The organism is Marinobacter sp. EhC06, from assembly GCF_001650915.1.
Taxonomy (GTDB): domain Bacteria; phylum Pseudomonadota; class Gammaproteobacteria; order Pseudomonadales; family Oleiphilaceae; genus Marinobacter.
This window is the reverse complement of record NZ_LXYO01000010.1, coordinates 36320-50265: the sequence shown is the minus strand read 5'-3', so window position 1 is coordinate 50265 and position 13946 is coordinate 36320. Positions and strand designations below refer to the sequence as shown.

At 56.5% G+C, this 13946-nt stretch carries 17 protein-coding genes and 1 tRNA gene; 10 read left to right on the top strand and 8 right to left on the bottom strand.

Features of this window, described 5'->3' with window-relative positions:
- Positions 1–2: 2 nt before the first annotated feature.
- From A8B84_RS05385 to flgA, 3 genes are all read right to left on the bottom strand, one after another.
- Positions 3–473, bottom strand: coding sequence for a flagella synthesis protein FlgN (locus A8B84_RS05385; RefSeq protein ID WP_064228115.1), 471 nt, complete (start codon positions 471–473; stop codon positions 3–5).
- 7 nt (positions 474–480) lie between these two features.
- Positions 481–807: a flagellar biosynthesis anti-sigma factor FlgM gene (gene flgM / locus A8B84_RS05380; protein WP_064228116.1), complete on the bottom strand. Its 327-nt coding sequence runs from the start codon at positions 805–807 to the stop codon at positions 481–483.
- 174 nt (positions 808–981) lie between these two features.
- Positions 982–1683 (bottom strand): flagellar basal body P-ring formation chaperone FlgA, encoded by a 702-nt coding sequence (gene flgA / locus A8B84_RS05375; RefSeq protein WP_082905091.1) that lies wholly within the window; start codon positions 1681–1683, stop codon positions 982–984.
- Positions 1684–1871: 188 nt separating this feature from the next.
- Between flgA and A8B84_RS05370 the strand changes: the two genes are divergently transcribed.
- The 6 genes from A8B84_RS05370 (at position 1872) to A8B84_RS05345 (ending at position 6879) form a co-directional block, all read left to right on the top strand.
- Complete coding sequence (locus A8B84_RS05370; protein ID WP_064228118.1) at positions 1872–2801, top strand: chemotaxis protein CheV; 930 nt, start codon at positions 1872–1874, stop codon at positions 2799–2801.
- A gap of 37 nt (positions 2802–2838) precedes the next feature.
- On the top strand, positions 2839–3666 hold the full coding sequence (locus A8B84_RS05365) for a CheR family methyltransferase (protein ID WP_064228119.1): 828 nt from the start codon (positions 2839–2841) through the stop codon (positions 3664–3666).
- Positions 3667–3669: 3 nt separating this feature from the next.
- The gene (locus A8B84_RS05360; RefSeq protein WP_064228120.1) at positions 3670–4866 is read left to right on the top strand and encodes an MFS transporter; all 1197 of its coding nucleotides are present in this window, start codon (positions 3670–3672) and stop codon (positions 4864–4866) included.
- A complete protein-coding gene (locus A8B84_RS05355; protein ID WP_227512715.1) occupies positions 4863–5483 on the top strand; it encodes a flavin reductase family protein in 621 nt (206 codons plus the stop codon). The genes A8B84_RS05360 and A8B84_RS05355 overlap by 4 nt, the downstream gene beginning before the upstream one ends.
- A gap of 20 nt (positions 5484–5503) precedes the next feature.
- Entirely contained in the window at positions 5504–6403 is a 900-nt protein-coding gene (locus tag A8B84_RS05350) for a LysR family transcriptional regulator (RefSeq protein ID WP_064228122.1), read from the top strand.
- Between the two features lie 110 nt (positions 6404–6513).
- Positions 6514–6879, top strand: coding sequence for a hypothetical protein (locus tag A8B84_RS05345; RefSeq protein ID WP_064228123.1), 366 nt, complete (start codon positions 6514–6516; stop codon positions 6877–6879).
- Between the two features lie 28 nt (positions 6880–6907).
- On the opposite strand, the gene A8B84_RS05340 is transcribed toward A8B84_RS05345, so the two are convergent.
- Both A8B84_RS05340 and A8B84_RS05335 read right to left on the bottom strand, forming a co-directional pair.
- Complete coding sequence (locus tag A8B84_RS05340) at positions 6908–7567, bottom strand: cupin domain-containing protein (protein ID WP_064228124.1); 660 nt, start codon at positions 7565–7567, stop codon at positions 6908–6910.
- A 66-nt stretch (positions 7568–7633) separates the two neighbouring features.
- A complete protein-coding gene (locus tag A8B84_RS05335) occupies positions 7634–8164 on the bottom strand; it encodes an isochorismatase family protein (RefSeq protein WP_064228125.1) in 531 nt (176 codons plus the stop codon).
- A gap of 205 nt (positions 8165–8369) precedes the next feature.
- Here A8B84_RS05335 and A8B84_RS05330 point away from each other — a divergent pair.
- Together A8B84_RS05330 and A8B84_RS05325 are read left to right on the top strand one after the other, a co-directional pair.
- Positions 8370–8460: transfer RNA gene (locus tag A8B84_RS05330), tRNA-Ser, on the top strand.
- A gap of 395 nt (positions 8461–8855) precedes the next feature.
- On the top strand, positions 8856–10286 hold the full coding sequence (locus tag A8B84_RS05325; protein WP_138103091.1) for a peroxidase family protein: 1431 nt from the start codon (positions 8856–8858) through the stop codon (positions 10284–10286).
- A gap of 86 nt (positions 10287–10372) precedes the next feature.
- On the opposite strand, the gene A8B84_RS05320 is transcribed toward A8B84_RS05325, so the two are convergent.
- Positions 10373–10978 (bottom strand): DUF938 domain-containing protein, encoded by a 606-nt coding sequence (locus A8B84_RS05320; RefSeq protein ID WP_064228163.1) that lies wholly within the window; start codon positions 10976–10978, stop codon positions 10373–10375.
- A gap of 28 nt (positions 10979–11006) precedes the next feature.
- On the opposite strand from A8B84_RS05320, the gene A8B84_RS05315 reads away from it, so the two are divergent.
- Positions 11007–11600, top strand: coding sequence for a GNAT family N-acetyltransferase (locus A8B84_RS05315; protein WP_064228126.1), 594 nt, complete (start codon positions 11007–11009; stop codon positions 11598–11600).
- On the opposite strand, the gene A8B84_RS05310 is transcribed toward A8B84_RS05315, so the two are convergent.
- Complete coding sequence (locus tag A8B84_RS05310) at positions 11597–11872, bottom strand: acylphosphatase (RefSeq protein ID WP_064228127.1); 276 nt, start codon at positions 11870–11872, stop codon at positions 11597–11599. The genes A8B84_RS05315 and A8B84_RS05310 overlap by 4 nt on opposite strands.
- A gap of 85 nt (positions 11873–11957) precedes the next feature.
- Between A8B84_RS05310 and A8B84_RS05305 the strand changes: the two genes are divergently transcribed.
- A complete protein-coding gene (locus tag A8B84_RS05305) occupies positions 11958–12731 on the top strand; it encodes a fructosamine kinase family protein (RefSeq protein ID WP_064228128.1) in 774 nt (257 codons plus the stop codon).
- Here A8B84_RS05305 and A8B84_RS05300 read toward each other — a convergent pair.
- A complete protein-coding gene (locus A8B84_RS05300; RefSeq protein ID WP_064228129.1) occupies positions 12728–13675 on the bottom strand; it encodes an AEC family transporter in 948 nt (315 codons plus the stop codon). The genes A8B84_RS05305 and A8B84_RS05300 overlap by 4 nt on opposite strands.
- Between the last annotated feature and the right edge of the window lie 271 nt (positions 13676–13946).

Sequence of the window (13946 nt, the reverse complement as noted above, 5' to 3'; positions counted from 1 at the left end):
CGTCAGGCGCTGGCAAGTACCGTGCTGCTGGATACTGTGGTCTGCTGCCCCTGGGCGCCGTAGAGCTTTTGCTGGCCCGTGGCACCACGGAAGATGTCGGTAAGCCTGGACAGGCGTTTCTGCAGGTGGCTGATCACCCGACCGTTGGTCTGGTTCAGCGTCTGACAGGCTCGAAGTTTCTGGTCTGCTTCCTGCCAAAGCTGGAAGAGCTCAGAAAAACCGGCGCTGCGGATAAACCGGGAAGGCTCACCACTTTCGGGGCGATACCCCATCTGAACCAGTGTCCGGATTTTCTGTTTGGCGCGCTCGCGAACGGCGCCCAGTAGCTCGTTCTTCTCTTTGGTCAGAGCTTCCAGTTGGCGGAGGTCGGAACTTGCAAGGCAGGTCTTTTCCCTTTCGAGAATATCAGCCAGTGTTTCCAGCTGGCTGATATCCTGGGAAAGAAGAGTCTTCAGATCATCAATTGCGGCCATGATTTACTCACCCGAAAATGCTTTCATCCATCTCAAGCATTTTCTGGGCCAGTTTCTCAGCGTCAATCTTGTAAGTGCCATTCTCCAGGGCGGAGCGGATCTGCTCAATGCGATCATCATCCATTTCCGGATAATCGCCCAGCTTCTGTTCAAGCTGTTTGAGATTCTTGGCCTGATTGCTCAGGCTGACGTTCTCACCCCGGGCGCCCTGGGCCTGGGTCTTCGCCTGTTCGTTGGTCGCCGGCTGGGTATTCTGGGTGCCGGAGCTCTTGTCGGCCGTGGTTCTCTGGGTGTTGACCTGGCCGGGGCCAATTCCATTTAAGTCAACTGACATATCTGTACCTGCTTGCCTGTCGCGCCACGAAGTGCGGCGCTTACTCGAGTTTATGTCTTCTTAACGGCGCCGCCGCGAAAACCTTTAGTACTTTTCAGTCGTTTTTTCGTCTGTTTTTACTACCGGGTTTGTGGCAGAGCTTTGCCGCTCCGGCAAGCTTCTGCCGGCCCCATCCTACATCGGAATTTCGACATGGCCGGGTGCAACAACGTTGGCCTTTATCGTGCGGGACGATCGCAGATTCTCTACCAGAACCTGTTCGCCAACGCTCGCGTTTGCCAGGGCCTTGCCCCGGGAACGTACTGAAAATCCGCCTGTTTTGGCGGTGATGATAACATGGTCACCCCGTTCTATCGCATTCGGAGCAGAGAGCATGTTCGGGGTGATCAGCGAGCCCGCATTGATTCCCCGCCGCACTTCCATGCCTATGGCCTGGTCGGCGGCGGTAATAACGCCGCGTCTGGACGCGTTGACTTCAACGGACTGGCGGCTCAGCAGGTCACCGGTAATTCGTTCTCCCCGCGTGAGCGGTCGAGCCGCCACCAGGGCCGGCCCGTGGATAGAAACGGACGCAGTCACAAACATCCGCCAGGGGCGTGTTCCTTCGCAGGCCACCAGCATCGAAGGACTGGTGCTTTTCCAGGGATCTCCGCTGAACTCGACACTCAGAGGCTGCTCGCATTCGGCGAGGGCAAGCCGGTTGTCGATCGAGCCAGGCTCGAACGAAACGGTGTAGCCTTCTTCGGCCTGTTCAGAGGCGAAGTTGTCGAGAAATTCCAGGGTCGCATTGCGAATCTGCTCAGCGGTGGTCGCAGCCAGGAGCGGGCCGCTCAAGCCAGACATTAGCAGTAGTAGGGCGAAATTGGTGATGCGCATACGTATCAGTTTGTCCTATGCTGTCATTATCAGGGCAGAAAAGCCCGAATCACGCTAAGGATTCGAGGCAAGTGGCCGTTACATTGGCTGATCCGCGACTGATATGACGGAATCCCGTCGATCAGATGATAATTCAGTAAGCAGCAAGATATATGCCGTTGTAATTGCGGCAAGCCAGGAGAATCAAAATGGCAGGGGTATTGGACAGTGTGAACCAGCGAACCCAGCTGGTCGGGCAGAATCGCCTTGAACTCCTTCTTTTCCGTCTCAGGGGACGGCAGATCTATGGGATCAACGTCTTCAAGGTCAAGGAAGTCCTTCAGTGCCCCAGGCTGTCGTCTATCCCCAATAGCCGGCAAACGGTGAGAGGCGTCGCGCATATCCGGGGTGAAACCATCCCGATCATCGACCTCAGCATGGCCATTGGTTTGCCCGGTATCCCCCAGGAAGACCTGGCTACCAGCTTCGTCATCATTACCGAGTACAACCGCAAAACACAGGGTTTCCTGGTAACCGGCGTCGACCGGATCATGAACATGAACTGGGAGGACATCCTGCCTCCCCCGAAGGGCGCAGGCCGGGATGTATACCTTACCGCCGTTACCAAGATTGATGATAAGCTGGTCGAAATCATAGATGTAGAGAAGATTCTTGCAGAAGTTTCTCCGCTCGGGGAGGATGTCACCGAGGCGGTTCTGAGCAAGAGCGCCGAGCGGGTTCCCGGCCACCTTCCGGTACTGGTGGTGGATGATTCCTCGGTGGCCCGTCGGCAGATAGAGCGTTGTCTGACCGCCATCGGCATGGAAGTAGTCACGAAGAATGACGGCAAGCAGGCGTTCGAGTACCTGAAAGAGGTGACTTCTGACGGGTCGAAGGCAAAAGATCACTTCTCATTGATCATCTCTGATGTGGAGATGCCGGAAATGGATGGTTACACCCTGGTCACCAAGGTGAAAGGTGACCCGGCCCTGGCAGATATGTTTGTTATGCTCCACACCTCACTCAGCGGTGTGTTCAACCAGGCCATGGTGAAGAAGGTGGGGGCCGACGACTTTATGGCAAAGTTCAGTCCGGACGAGCTGGCAGAGCGGGTGATGGAGATCATCGACCAGGGTTGATGGAGCCGCTCAAAGATTCACTCAGAACAGAGATCCAATGAAAGCGGAAATAACGCCACAGGAATATGAAGCCTTCAAATCGTTCCTGCAGGATGCCTGTGGGATTTTACTGGGCGAGAATAAACAGTACCTGGTAAAAAGCCGGTTGCGCAGGATTCTTGAAGAGAACAGCCTCAATACCCTGGGCGAACTCCTTGAGCGTCTCAAGCGTCCCGGACGGGGCGGCCTCAAGGAAGTCGTCATCGATGCGATGACAACCAATGAAACTCTGTGGTTCCGTGACAATCACCCTTTCAGGATTCTTCAGGAAAAGCTGCTTCCCGAGTTCGCTGAACGCAATTCTAGCCAGCCACTTCGAATCTGGTCGGCGGCCTGCTCAACAGGCCAGGAGCCATACTCCATCGCCATGATCGTGGAGGAGTTTCGGCGGGCTAGGCCCGGGAAGCTCCGCGATGTGAAAATCACCGCCACGGATATCTCCAAAAGCGTTCTCGAAGTAGCCCGCAAGGGCGAATACGAGATGATCGCCATTGGCCGGGGTTTGTCACCAGAGCGACAAAAGCAGTTCTTCACCCCGTCCCTCAACGGTGGCTGGCAGATCAAGCCGCAGATCAAGAGCATGGTGGAGTTCAAGGAATTGAACCTGCTGGAGCGGTACATGCTCGGTAAGTTCGATATTGTGATGTGCCGGAATGTTCTGATCTATTTCTCCGCGGATCTGAAAAAAGACATTCTTACCCGGATGCACGCCACCCTGAATCCCGGCGGTTACCTGGTTCTGGGTGCATCCGAGTCGTTGAACGGCTTGCCCCACCTCTACGAGATGGTGCAGTGCCATCCCGGAATCATCTACAGGAAAAAGTAACCCATGCCCCTCAATGTCTGGGTCCTGGTTGCTGCACAGGCGCTGGCCATGTGCACAGCGCCATTTATTGTTTTTATAGGCAGCATCCAGGGCCGAATGCTCGCCCCGGCGCCTGAATATGCGACGCTTCCGGTGGGACTGGTGGTGGTCGGCACCGTGCTGGCCATCAAACCGGCCACCTGGTTGATGGAACGCATCGGGCGCAAGCGCGTGATGTTGCTGGGCGCGATCATGGGCATCGTAGCGGGGCTCCTGGGGGCGGCGGCGTCATGGTCCGGTCTGTTTTCATTGTTGTGTCTTGCGGCTGTCGTAGGTGGTACCGGCCTTGCTGTCGTGCACCAATATCGGTTTGCCGCCATGGAATCCGTGGCACCGGGTATGGCTGGCTCCGCCGCTGCTCGTGTGCTCCTGGGTGGTCTGGTGGCGGCCTGGCTCGGGCCGGAAGTGGCCGGCCTGGGAAGCGGAGCAGGGGAGCAATATCCATTTCTGGTTAGCTGGGTCGGCCTGGCGGTAGTGCAGGGTGCAGCCCTGCTGATTCTGGGGGCTGGTTATCGGGCAGGCGCTGAGCGGGTTCAGGAGTCACAGCCAGGTGGCGGACGTCCCATGCGGGAAATTCTCACCAACCCATTGGTCTGGGCCGCCATCAGTGCGGCCGCCATTGGCTATGCGGTAATGAGTTTCATAATGACGGCAACGCCGCTGAGTATGACCGAGATGGCCGGGCATGACCTCGACGATGCCAAACGTGTGATCCAGCTGCATATCATGGCCATGTACCTGCCGTCGCTTATCAGCGGTTGGCTGACCCGTGTTGTGGGCATTCCCCTGATGATGGCAGCGGGATTACTGGCGTATTTGGGCTGCATTGCCCTGGCGGCCAGTGGCGTGAGTTTTCATCATTATCTTTCAGCACTGCTGTTACTGGGTGTTGGCTGGAACTTCCTGTTTGTTGGCGGCACAACGCTGTTGCCTCGGGGCTATCGCGATGCAGAACGTTTCCGTGTCCAGGGGCTGAACGACATGATGGTTTTTGGTTCCCAGGCAACCGCCGCGCTGTCTGCTGGCGCCATTCTGAGCTGGCTCGGCTGGGGCGGGCTGGTCATGGTTGCAGTGCCTTTCCTTATAATTCACGGGTTGTTGATGACTGTGTGGCTGTTGCGGGAACGAGCGCCCGAAGCTGCAGTTAACGGGAGAGAATGATGCTTATAGATTTCGAGGGTATGGATCCGAAGGACGCCTACTACATCCTGACCCAGACGGTTATCCCCCGGCCCGTGGCCTGGGTGCTGAGTGAAAATCCGGATGGCGACTTCAACCTGGCCCCGTTTTCTTTTTTCACGCCGATCACCAGTAATCCACCCCTGCTGATGATTTCCGTTGGTAAAAAGCCGGCGGAAGGTGTGTCCAAGGATACCCGGGTTAATATCGAGGCGAGGAAGGATTTTGTGGTTCATATCGCTCACCGGGACCTCGCCGCAGCGGTCACTGAATCCTCACGAACTCTGCCCCATGGCGAATCCGAGCTGAAAAATCTTGATCTGGAGCTGGTGGATTTCGAGGGTTCAGGTTTGCCTCGGCTCAAGGACTGTCATGTGGCCTTTGCCTGTGAGCTTTATGACATCAAGGAAATTGGTGCCGCGCCACAGTCTCTCGTGTTCGGGAAAGTTACCCGGGTATGGGTATCCGATGAGGCAGCGAGATACGACGACAAGAACCGTCTGACCTTCGATGGCGCTGCCATTGACCCGATTGGCCGCCTCGGGGGAAGCGAATATGTCACCTTCGGTGAGATTCTGAAGATCCCCCGGCCAGCCTGAACCGGGAACAGGGCAGAGCAATGGAACAGCTTAATCTCCGCCATCTCTATTATTTCTGGGTGATCAGCCGGGAAGGATCAATTGCCCGAGCCAGCGAAGTCCTGGAACTGGCACCACAGACCCTGAGCGGGCAGCTGGCCACCTTTGAAGCTTCCGTGGGTGGTCGCCTGTTTTTCAGGGAAAGGCGCAAGCTGATCCTGACGGACCTGGGTCGTCTGATTCTCGGGTACGCCGACGACATTTTCGCCCTGACTGGCGAGCTCGCCGAAACCCTTCGGCTTGATCCATCCGAGCGTCCGCTGACGCTGCGCGCCGGCGTCTCTGCTTCCATTCACAAGTTGATTGCCTACTACTTGCTGCAGCCAGCCATGGCGGGCGAGCGCCCGATCCAGCTCGAGTGTCAGACTGGCCGGACCGAAGATCTGGTACTGAGCCTGAAGCGCAAGGAACTGGACCTGGTGCTGACAGACCGCATGCCGAAGTTGCAGGAAGAGGGCAATCTCACGGTACACCCGCTGGCGGGCTCCAGCATGAGTCTGTTTGCCGCCCCGGAGCTGGCTAGAAAACTGAAGCAGGGTTTTCCGGAATCCCTCAATGGTCAGCCGCTTCTGGCCAACGCCACCGATGCGCCATATTTCGAGCGACTGATGAACTGGTTTTCCCTGAACGGGGTTCGCATGAAGCTCGTCGCCCGAGTAGACGACAGCGCCCTGATAAAAGTGTTCGGCAGCCAGGGCTATGGCGTTTTTGCAGCGCCGACATCAATCCGCGAGGAGGTCTGTCGTCAATATGAGGTTGAGCAGATCGCCTCAATCGACGACGTCATGGATGAGTTGTTTGCCATTACCCGGGGCCGAAAAACGGCCCATGAGGGCGTTCGTGCGATTGTTGAAGCTCACGCAGAACACAAGCAAGCCTGAATGCATCGAATTTATCGATGATAAAAGCTCACAAAAGCTTATTTTATCGAACCCTGTTCCTGTTCATTATGGAGTTGTGAAAGGCAGCAACCCAAAGAGGAGCAGCAGCTATGAAAACCATCCACAAATTCCGTCTGGAACCGGGCAAAGAGCCGACCACGCTCTCGCTCAAAGAGGGTTACAGGGTGGTGCGCAGCGAATACATCGTGCCCCACAAGGCCGTTTACCTTTGGGTGGAGCAGCCCCTGAGTGTAACAACACCAACCCTTGAGCGTCAGTTCAGAGTCGCTTTCTCGGGAGAACCCGTGCCCGACAGCTTCGAGTACCTCGATACGGCACTGGATCCATTTGGCCCTGAGGCGTACCACGTGTTTGCGGTTCCCGCGGATGAAGAGGCACTCTTCAGCCCGGTATCTGAAGGCGCAAGCAACGACGCGTTCAGCCGGCACAACTGGCAACACACAGCGATCTCTTAGCCTCTTCAGGGCCCTTCGGGGCCCTTTTTTATTTCGCCTCGATCGGCAGATGACCGGTTTTCACCCAGATGACCGTTTCCTGGTCAACAAATGGGTGGTGCTGGCTCAAATGCGGGCTGCGAATCCAGGTGCCGGTGGGGTAGCGGCCATGCTCGTCACAGAATTCTCCGGACAGCACGAACATCTCTTCACCGCCAAAGTGCCGGTGAGGCTGGAATACCTCGTTGGCGGGCCACTTCACCAGGGCCACATGCTCGTGTTCGAACTCATGTAGTGGCATCACCTCGAGGCCGCCGATACCCGGAAGCCAGGCTGTATTATGGGTGTCTATGCGCACCGTGGACCGATCACGCTCATCGAACTGATGAAGTTTGACCAGCAGAGTGCAGCCTTCTTTACTGAACGGAGCGTGCCCGCTGCCAGGCGGGTTACGCAAATAGGTGCCGGCCGGGTAGTCGCCGGTCTCGTCGGAGAATACGCCCTCCAGAACCAGTATTTCTTCGCCCAGGGGGTGCTCGTGTCGCTTGAAGGACGCTCCGGGCTCGTACCGGACCACGCTGGTCGCATGGCCGCGCTCGGCTTCCTCTCGGGCCAGTGGCTTCCTCAGAACACCACCGGCAGGGCTGGCAACCCACTCCTGCTCGGCGGTGCGAATGACGACTTTTTTGGAAAAGTCCATGTTGAGCATTTTGAACCTCGAAACCACCTGTGACTGAAGCGACTTTTTACGTGCGTACTCGCCCAGCGGATGCCTCTATTTGATCAGGGCCTGGATGTTCCGGAACTGCGGATGCTTGCAGTGGCGCATCCATTCAAACGCCACCATCTCAAGCGTTACGAGCCGGGCGCCGCTCTCGCTCAAGCGATCCAGCGCTATGTCCCGGTCAAATTCGTTACGGGAGCCGGTAGCGTCCGCCACCACCCATACCTTGTAGCCGGCATCAATCAGGCTCAAGGCGGTCTGCATCATGCAAACGTGGGTTTCGCAACCACCAATGACTATATGCTGTCGGCCCTCGGGCAACTGGTCGACAAGCCCATCCGGGCAGGCATCAAAATGATGCTTGGCCAGAGTCTGGTCACACAACTCCCGAACAGCTTCAACGTTATGCCCCAGCTTGTCGGGCAGCTGCTCGGTGCCCAACACAGGAACCTCCATAAGCCCGGCAATAGTGGCCAGAACGATGCACCGATCCACCACCTCATCACCGTGGCTTATGGCCGGCATCAGCTTTTCCTGAACATCAATAAGCAGCAGTGTCGATTGCTCGGCTTTCATCAGCATTGTATTTGCCTCCACATAACCTGGGTGATTAACGTCAGTCTTGTGTTAACGATAGTCCTGAATCTGTTCAACCGGTAAACCGAAAAACGCCCAGGCACGAATTTTTTCGACGATTTTCCGCCAGGGAGTTGCCAACCGCCCGCAAAACCATTAAAGTTTGCGCCCTCAAATGAGCGACGACATCGCTGATTTGAAACAGTTTATTGGAGAGGTGGCCGAGTGGCTGAAGGCGCACGCCTGGAAAGTGTGTAAACGTTAATAGCGTTTCGAGGGTTCGAATCCCTCCCTCTCCGCCAATACAAAACCCCAGCAGAAATGCTGGGGTTTTTTATTGGCCAATTGGCAGGGTAGAAAGAACCCTCGCGGGTTCGACCGAAGCCTGCACCGCAGGCTGAGGAACGTCGGAGCAAAGCGACGACGGCCCCGAAGGGGTGAGGGCCGCAGGCCCGAATAATCCCTCCCTCTCCGCCAATACAAAACCCCAGCACTGCTGGGGTTTTTTTGTTCCCCGACCAAAACTCCAGTCTCTCGGAAACATCATACGCTTTTAGTTCTTGATGCTAACCATTTTAAGAGCTACCGTTTCGCTGTCAGATACCTTGAATTACCGATTGATCAATACGCAAAGGACAGCAATTGGGGCTAGTAGGGTGTCTCCAGGCCTTATCTGATCATTTTCGAGGGAGAGACAATGAGTCATTACCATGGTATGCAAGAGTTTAGCGGGCTGCCCGAGCATTGCAGGGTCGATTACCAGCCTTCCAGGGAAGACCGTTTTGGATGGATGTTTCCTCATCTGGCGCATTCCTACGTTTCACCAACTGTTTTGCAGAGCATCGGCAAGGTCGGTGGCCCGATGGACAATGGCGGAGCGAGCGATCGGACGTCATCGGTGCCTGTCGGGATGGTTATTTTTGGGCAGTTTATTGATCACGATATAACGCTGGATACCAGTTCCAGCTTCGCGTCAGTGAATCATCCCAATGAAATTCCCAATGTTCGCACACCGACCCTGGATCTGGACTCGATCTACGGCAACGGTCCGGAAGCGCAGCCCTATCTTTACAACCAAACAGCTCCTTTCAACAATGCCAAATTGCTCACGGGTGCCGATGAAGTTGGCGCTGATGACCGGCGCAAAAATGATTTGTTAAGAGTTCCAACAGGGAGTGCCATTATTGGTGACCCCCGGAACGATGAGAACCGAATCATCAGCCAGATGCAGCTAGGCTTCATCAAGTTTCATAACGCCATCTGTGACAAGCTCCGCGCTGAGGCCGCCGCTGATGGTCATGACCTGAAGGGTGAAGAGCTTTTTGAAGAAGCTCGTCGCGAGGTCACCTGGCATTACCAATGGGTGGTTGTGAATGACTTTCTGGTTGCTATGTGCGGCAAGGCGGTCGTGGATGATGTATTGAGCCAGGGACGCCGCTTTTATAAGTGCAGCGTACCGTTCATTCCCATTGAGTTTGCTGTTGCCGCCTATCGCTTTGGCCATTCCATGGTGCCGATGAAGATCCAGGTGCAGAAAAACGATACGGCTTTCGAATTCTTCGGACAGATTCTCGGCCGGGGGTTTTCCCCGGTGGGTGATACCCGGGCCGTGGTTGATTGGCACGAGCTGTTTTTCACCTCTGAAAATCGCGTTGTTCAGAGAGCTGAAAAGCTCGACACATTGATGGCAGGTGATCTTCTGGAGCTTCCCTTCGTGCCTGATGGCGGTGAAAAGTCCCTGGCAACACGGAATCTGCTCAGGGGCAACAGCTTCAGACTTCCGGGGGGTGATACGATCGCTCGGGAAATGGGTCGGACGGACGCTGAAGTTGGCGCCGTCATGGCCAGGATTAACGCCATATCGAACGGCGAGGTAACGTCTGGAGCACCCCTCTGGCTATACATATTGGCCGAGGCGGAGGTTGTTGGCAGAGAATCGTCTCCCGGCAACTTTGAGCCGGGCGAGGGGCTCGGGCCGGTAGGCGCCAGGATCGTTGCTGAGGTGCTGATCGGACTCCTCGAGCTTGATCCGGAAAGTTACCTGGGCTCGAATCGTAACTGGATGCCCTCGAATGCCTACGATACCGTTGGAAAAATACTGTCTTCTGTAAATTCTGACCTGCTGTAGCCAGCAGCCTTAAGGAAATCTGGTCCGTCGTTGCATCCCGGGAATGAACGGGAGCAATGGCGGACCAGTTTTGCGATTGAGCTTCCTTACCGAACGCGCCGCCAAACCAACAACCGATTATTAGCCGGCATCCCGAAATCCTCTTCAAGCGCCAGCCCGGTTTCCTCTCCCAGCGTCTTTAGATCCCCCATATCCCGTATCCCCATACGCGGGGCCTGTGTCCTTAGCGACTGATCAAACCGCGCATTGCTGTCACTGGTATGCTGGCCGCCATAGCTGAAAGGCCCGTACAGACAGAAGATTCCGCCTTTCGGCAGGGCGCCGGCAACACCGCGAAACATCGCTTCCACCTCTTCCCAGGCCATGATGTGGGCTGTGTTGGCGGAAAACGCACCGTCGATCTCTGGCAGATCGGCCCAATTTCCGTCCAGTACGTTCAAAGCAATCGGCGAGTTGATGTTGCTGAGGCCTGAATCGTCGATCCACGCCCGAGCCAGCTGGGCATTGTGAGGATGATCGGTGGGTTGCCACACCAGATGCGGCAAGTGGCTGGCAAAGTGCACTGCGTGCTGGCCGGTGCCTGTGCCGATTTCCAGAATGGTGCCCGGCTGTTTGAAAAGCTCCGCAAGTTTTTCCAGAATCGGCGCCTTATTATTCTCGCAGGCTTGGGAAAACGGCTTGTCTTTTTGCATGCTCCGACCTTTCATCAGGGGGTAGTTTATGGCGGTTTCAATACTCCGGCTCAGTGGTGACCAGATTAAACCATACCTGGACGACGTCGCACGCCTCAGGATCGAAGTATTTCGCAGGTTTCCGTACCTGTATGACGGCGATATGAGCTATGAACGCAAGTATCTTGATACCTACGCCCGCTCGCCGGAAAGCCTGTTTGTCCTTGCGATGGATGGCGATTCGTTTGTTGGCGCCGCCACCGGCATTCCGATGGACCACGAAACGGAAGAGTTCAAAAGGCCGTTTGTCGAGCAGGGTTATGAGCCGGACAAGATCTTCTATTTTGGTGAATCGGTGCTCCTGCCGGATTACCGGGGGCAGGGCATTGGGGTGGCGTTCTTCGACCACCGGGAGGGTCACGCCCGGGAGCAGGGTCGTTTCACGCACTGCTGTTTTTGCGCAGTAGAGCGACCCGCAGACCATCCGCTCAGGCCGGCCGACTACCAGCCATTGGACCAGTTCTGGCACAACCGGGGCTACCGTAAAGTACCTGAACTGGCGACCACCTATACCTGGAAAGACGTGGACCAGCCGGAAGAAACCGCCAAGCCAATGACTTTCTGGCTCAGGCACATCGCTTAGCGCACACTAAAATCCCTGAATTCGCCGGTGGGGGGCTCCGGGGCAATATCGACCGCGTCCACCCTGGCATCCGGTGGCCCTTCCGCGCACCAGGTTTTCAGTTGATCCAGCCGGTCTTCCGGCCCTTCGGCGATAATCTCGACCCGACCATCGGGCAGGTTGCGGGCGAAACCCGTGAGGCCCAGAGAGGAGGCCTTCTGCTCCGTGGAGGCGCGGTAGTAAACTCCCTGTACCCGTCCTGATACCAGAAGTTGCCAGCGTTTGGTGTCCATGGTTTGCCCCCGCTAGTTTTGTCGTGTCAGTCTTTATTTCAATCTAACGGTTCGGGCAGGACAACTTCAAGGAGCGCGGAAGCCGATGGCCAATACCCACCTGAAACACAATGCGACTGGCTATGCCGATGCCCTGATCTGCGAAGCGGAGGGGTTGGAGCGCCTCGCCAGCGCACTTGATGAGGCCGGGGTGACTGGCATCGGTGTCCCGAACGTTTATCGGGTAGATGAAAACGAACTGGAAATCACAGCCATCCGCTCTTCAGGTGCCTCAGATCGGGCCCGCGCGGTGCTGGGTGAAGGCCTGGCCAGAATGCACGCTTTACCTCAGGACGCTTACGGCTGGGGCCGGGACAACTACATTGGCCTGTCACCGCAACCCAATCGCTGGTGTGACAACTGGGGGGAGTTTTTTGTTCGGGACCGTCTCGGTTACCAGGTTTCCCGTATCCGTGATACAGGCCAGAGGAGCCGTTTCCAGAAGGTTCTGGATGAGCACGGGGGCAAGCTAATGGATTGGCTGAATGCCCACTGTGAGCACCCGAGCCTGCTCCACGGTGACCTCTGGAATGGCAACGCGCTCTATGGCACCGACGGCCCGTGGCTGATCGATCCGGCCGTCTACTGCGGTGACCGTGAGGCGGATATCGCCATGACGCAAATGTTTGGCGGTTTTGGCGAGGCGTTCTACCGGGCCTACGACGCGCACTACCCACGGACACCGGTATATGGCGTCAAGCGGGAGGTCTACAACCTCTACCATTATCTGAACCACTACAACCTGTTCGGTGGTGGTTACCTTGGCGGCTGTCAGTCAGGCATTGCCGCGATCGAAGCAATAGGCCGGGGCGGGGCCTAGATCAAACCGGCGCTGCGAAGCACAAAGACCCCCAGAGTGACAGTAATGCTCGCCAGCAGGGTCGTCAGCGCAATGATATTGGCGGCTAACCGGTCATTGCCGCCCAAAGCTTTCACCATCACAAAACTGGCGGCTGCCGTCGGGCTGGCAAAGAACAGGAACATCAGGCCCAGTTCGGAACCACGAAAACCTGCCAGCCAGGCCGCGCCCGTGCACAGAGTCGGCAATATCACCATCTTGAACAGGCTCGAGCCAAACGCGGTTTTGCTGTCGCTGCGGATAGCGCTCAGTGAGACGGTGGCGCCGATGCAAAGGAGTGCCAGTGGCAGGGTGAGCGAGGCAAAGTAGTCGCCGCTGGTCATTACCCAGCCGGGCAGCGTGATATCCAGGGCGGCAAAGGGGATGGCCACAAACACCGCGAGGATGAGCGGATTACGAACGATGTCGTGAAAAATCTTCGTCCAGTCCGTTGTTTGCCCCGGCTGGTAGGCTACCAGCACGATCACCGACAGTATGTTGTAGGAGATGATCACCAGGCCGAGCAGGATCCCGCCAGCGGATAGGCCGAAGTCCCCGTAGAGATTGGCGGCAAGTGCCAGGCCGACGATTCCGCAGTTACCCCGAAAAGCGCCCTGCACGTAAACGCCCCGATCTTCCCTGACAACCCGCCAACGGGCCCAGAGCCAGGTTATCGCGAAGCTCGCCAACGTTGCGCCCAGGTAAAACACCAGAAGCCCCGGGTTGAAGGCGGTATCCAGGTCGGCACGGATGATACTCAAAAATACGAGGGTGGGCAGAGTTGCCTTGAAGACCAGGGCAGAGGCGGTATTCACGAAAGCGTTATCAATCCAGCCAATGCGGCGTAGCCCGAGCCCGATGAAGACCATTGCAAAAACAGGCAGCGTTGTTTCCATCGTTTGCAGGAACAGGTCAATCAGAGTCATCACGGCCGGCCGTTCAGGAGGATATTGAGGGCACCGATTATAAGGGTTGCACTACCTAGCCTGCTACCGGAATGCCACGAAGGTCCTATTCAAGAGTCGATCAATGGTCCCATGCCCGAACTAATAACTGTCATACCAAATAGTTGATAAAACGACATAGGCTGGCCTGGGGAAAGCTGTATAATTAAGTCATCTCAACGCCGGTTTTGCAGGGATATTGTGCTCCACGGACAGGGCCCCGGTTTATTGTCTTTACGCCTTGCTGGAGCCG

Bases quoted from the DNA above. Each gene is read 5' to 3' on its own strand.
- A8B84_RS05385 (WP_064228115.1), bottom strand. From the start codon at position 473: ATGGCCGCAATTGATGATCTGAAGACTCTTCTTTCCCAGGATATCAGC.
- flgM (WP_064228116.1), bottom strand. From the start codon at position 807: ATGTCAGTTGACTTAAATGGAATTGGCCCCGGCCAGGTCAACACCCAG.
- flgA (WP_082905091.1), bottom strand. From the start codon at position 1,683: ATGCGCATCACCAATTTCGCCCTACTACTGCTAATGTCTGGCTTGAGC.
- A8B84_RS05370 (WP_064228118.1), top strand. From the start codon at position 1,872: ATGGCAGGGGTATTGGACAGTGTGAACCAGCGAACCCAGCTGGTCGGG.
- A8B84_RS05365 (WP_064228119.1), top strand. From the start codon at position 2,839: ATGAAAGCGGAAATAACGCCACAGGAATATGAAGCCTTCAAATCGTTC.
- A8B84_RS05360 (WP_064228120.1), top strand. From the start codon at position 3,670: ATGCCCCTCAATGTCTGGGTCCTGGTTGCTGCACAGGCGCTGGCCATG.
- A8B84_RS05355 (WP_227512715.1), top strand. From the start codon at position 4,863: ATGATGCTTATAGATTTCGAGGGTATGGATCCGAAGGACGCCTACTAC.
- A8B84_RS05350 (WP_064228122.1), top strand. From the start codon at position 5,504: ATGGAACAGCTTAATCTCCGCCATCTCTATTATTTCTGGGTGATCAGC.
- A8B84_RS05345 (WP_064228123.1), top strand. From the start codon at position 6,514: ATGAAAACCATCCACAAATTCCGTCTGGAACCGGGCAAAGAGCCGACC.
- A8B84_RS05340 (WP_064228124.1), bottom strand. From the start codon at position 7,567: ATGCTCAACATGGACTTTTCCAAAAAAGTCGTCATTCGCACCGCCGAG.
- A8B84_RS05335 (WP_064228125.1), bottom strand. From the start codon at position 8,164: ATGCTGATGAAAGCCGAGCAATCGACACTGCTGCTTATTGATGTTCAG.
- A8B84_RS05325 (WP_138103091.1), top strand. From the start codon at position 8,856: ATGAGTCATTACCATGGTATGCAAGAGTTTAGCGGGCTGCCCGAGCAT.
- A8B84_RS05320 (WP_064228163.1), bottom strand. From the start codon at position 10,978: ATGCAAAAAGACAAGCCGTTTTCCCAAGCCTGCGAGAATAATAAGGCG.
- A8B84_RS05315 (WP_064228126.1), top strand. From the start codon at position 11,007: ATGGCGGTTTCAATACTCCGGCTCAGTGGTGACCAGATTAAACCATAC.
- A8B84_RS05310 (WP_064228127.1), bottom strand. From the start codon at position 11,872: ATGGACACCAAACGCTGGCAACTTCTGGTATCAGGACGGGTACAGGGA.
- A8B84_RS05305 (WP_064228128.1), top strand. From the start codon at position 11,958: ATGGCCAATACCCACCTGAAACACAATGCGACTGGCTATGCCGATGCC.
- A8B84_RS05300 (WP_064228129.1), bottom strand. From the start codon at position 13,675: ATGACTCTGATTGACCTGTTCCTGCAAACGATGGAAACAACGCTGCCT.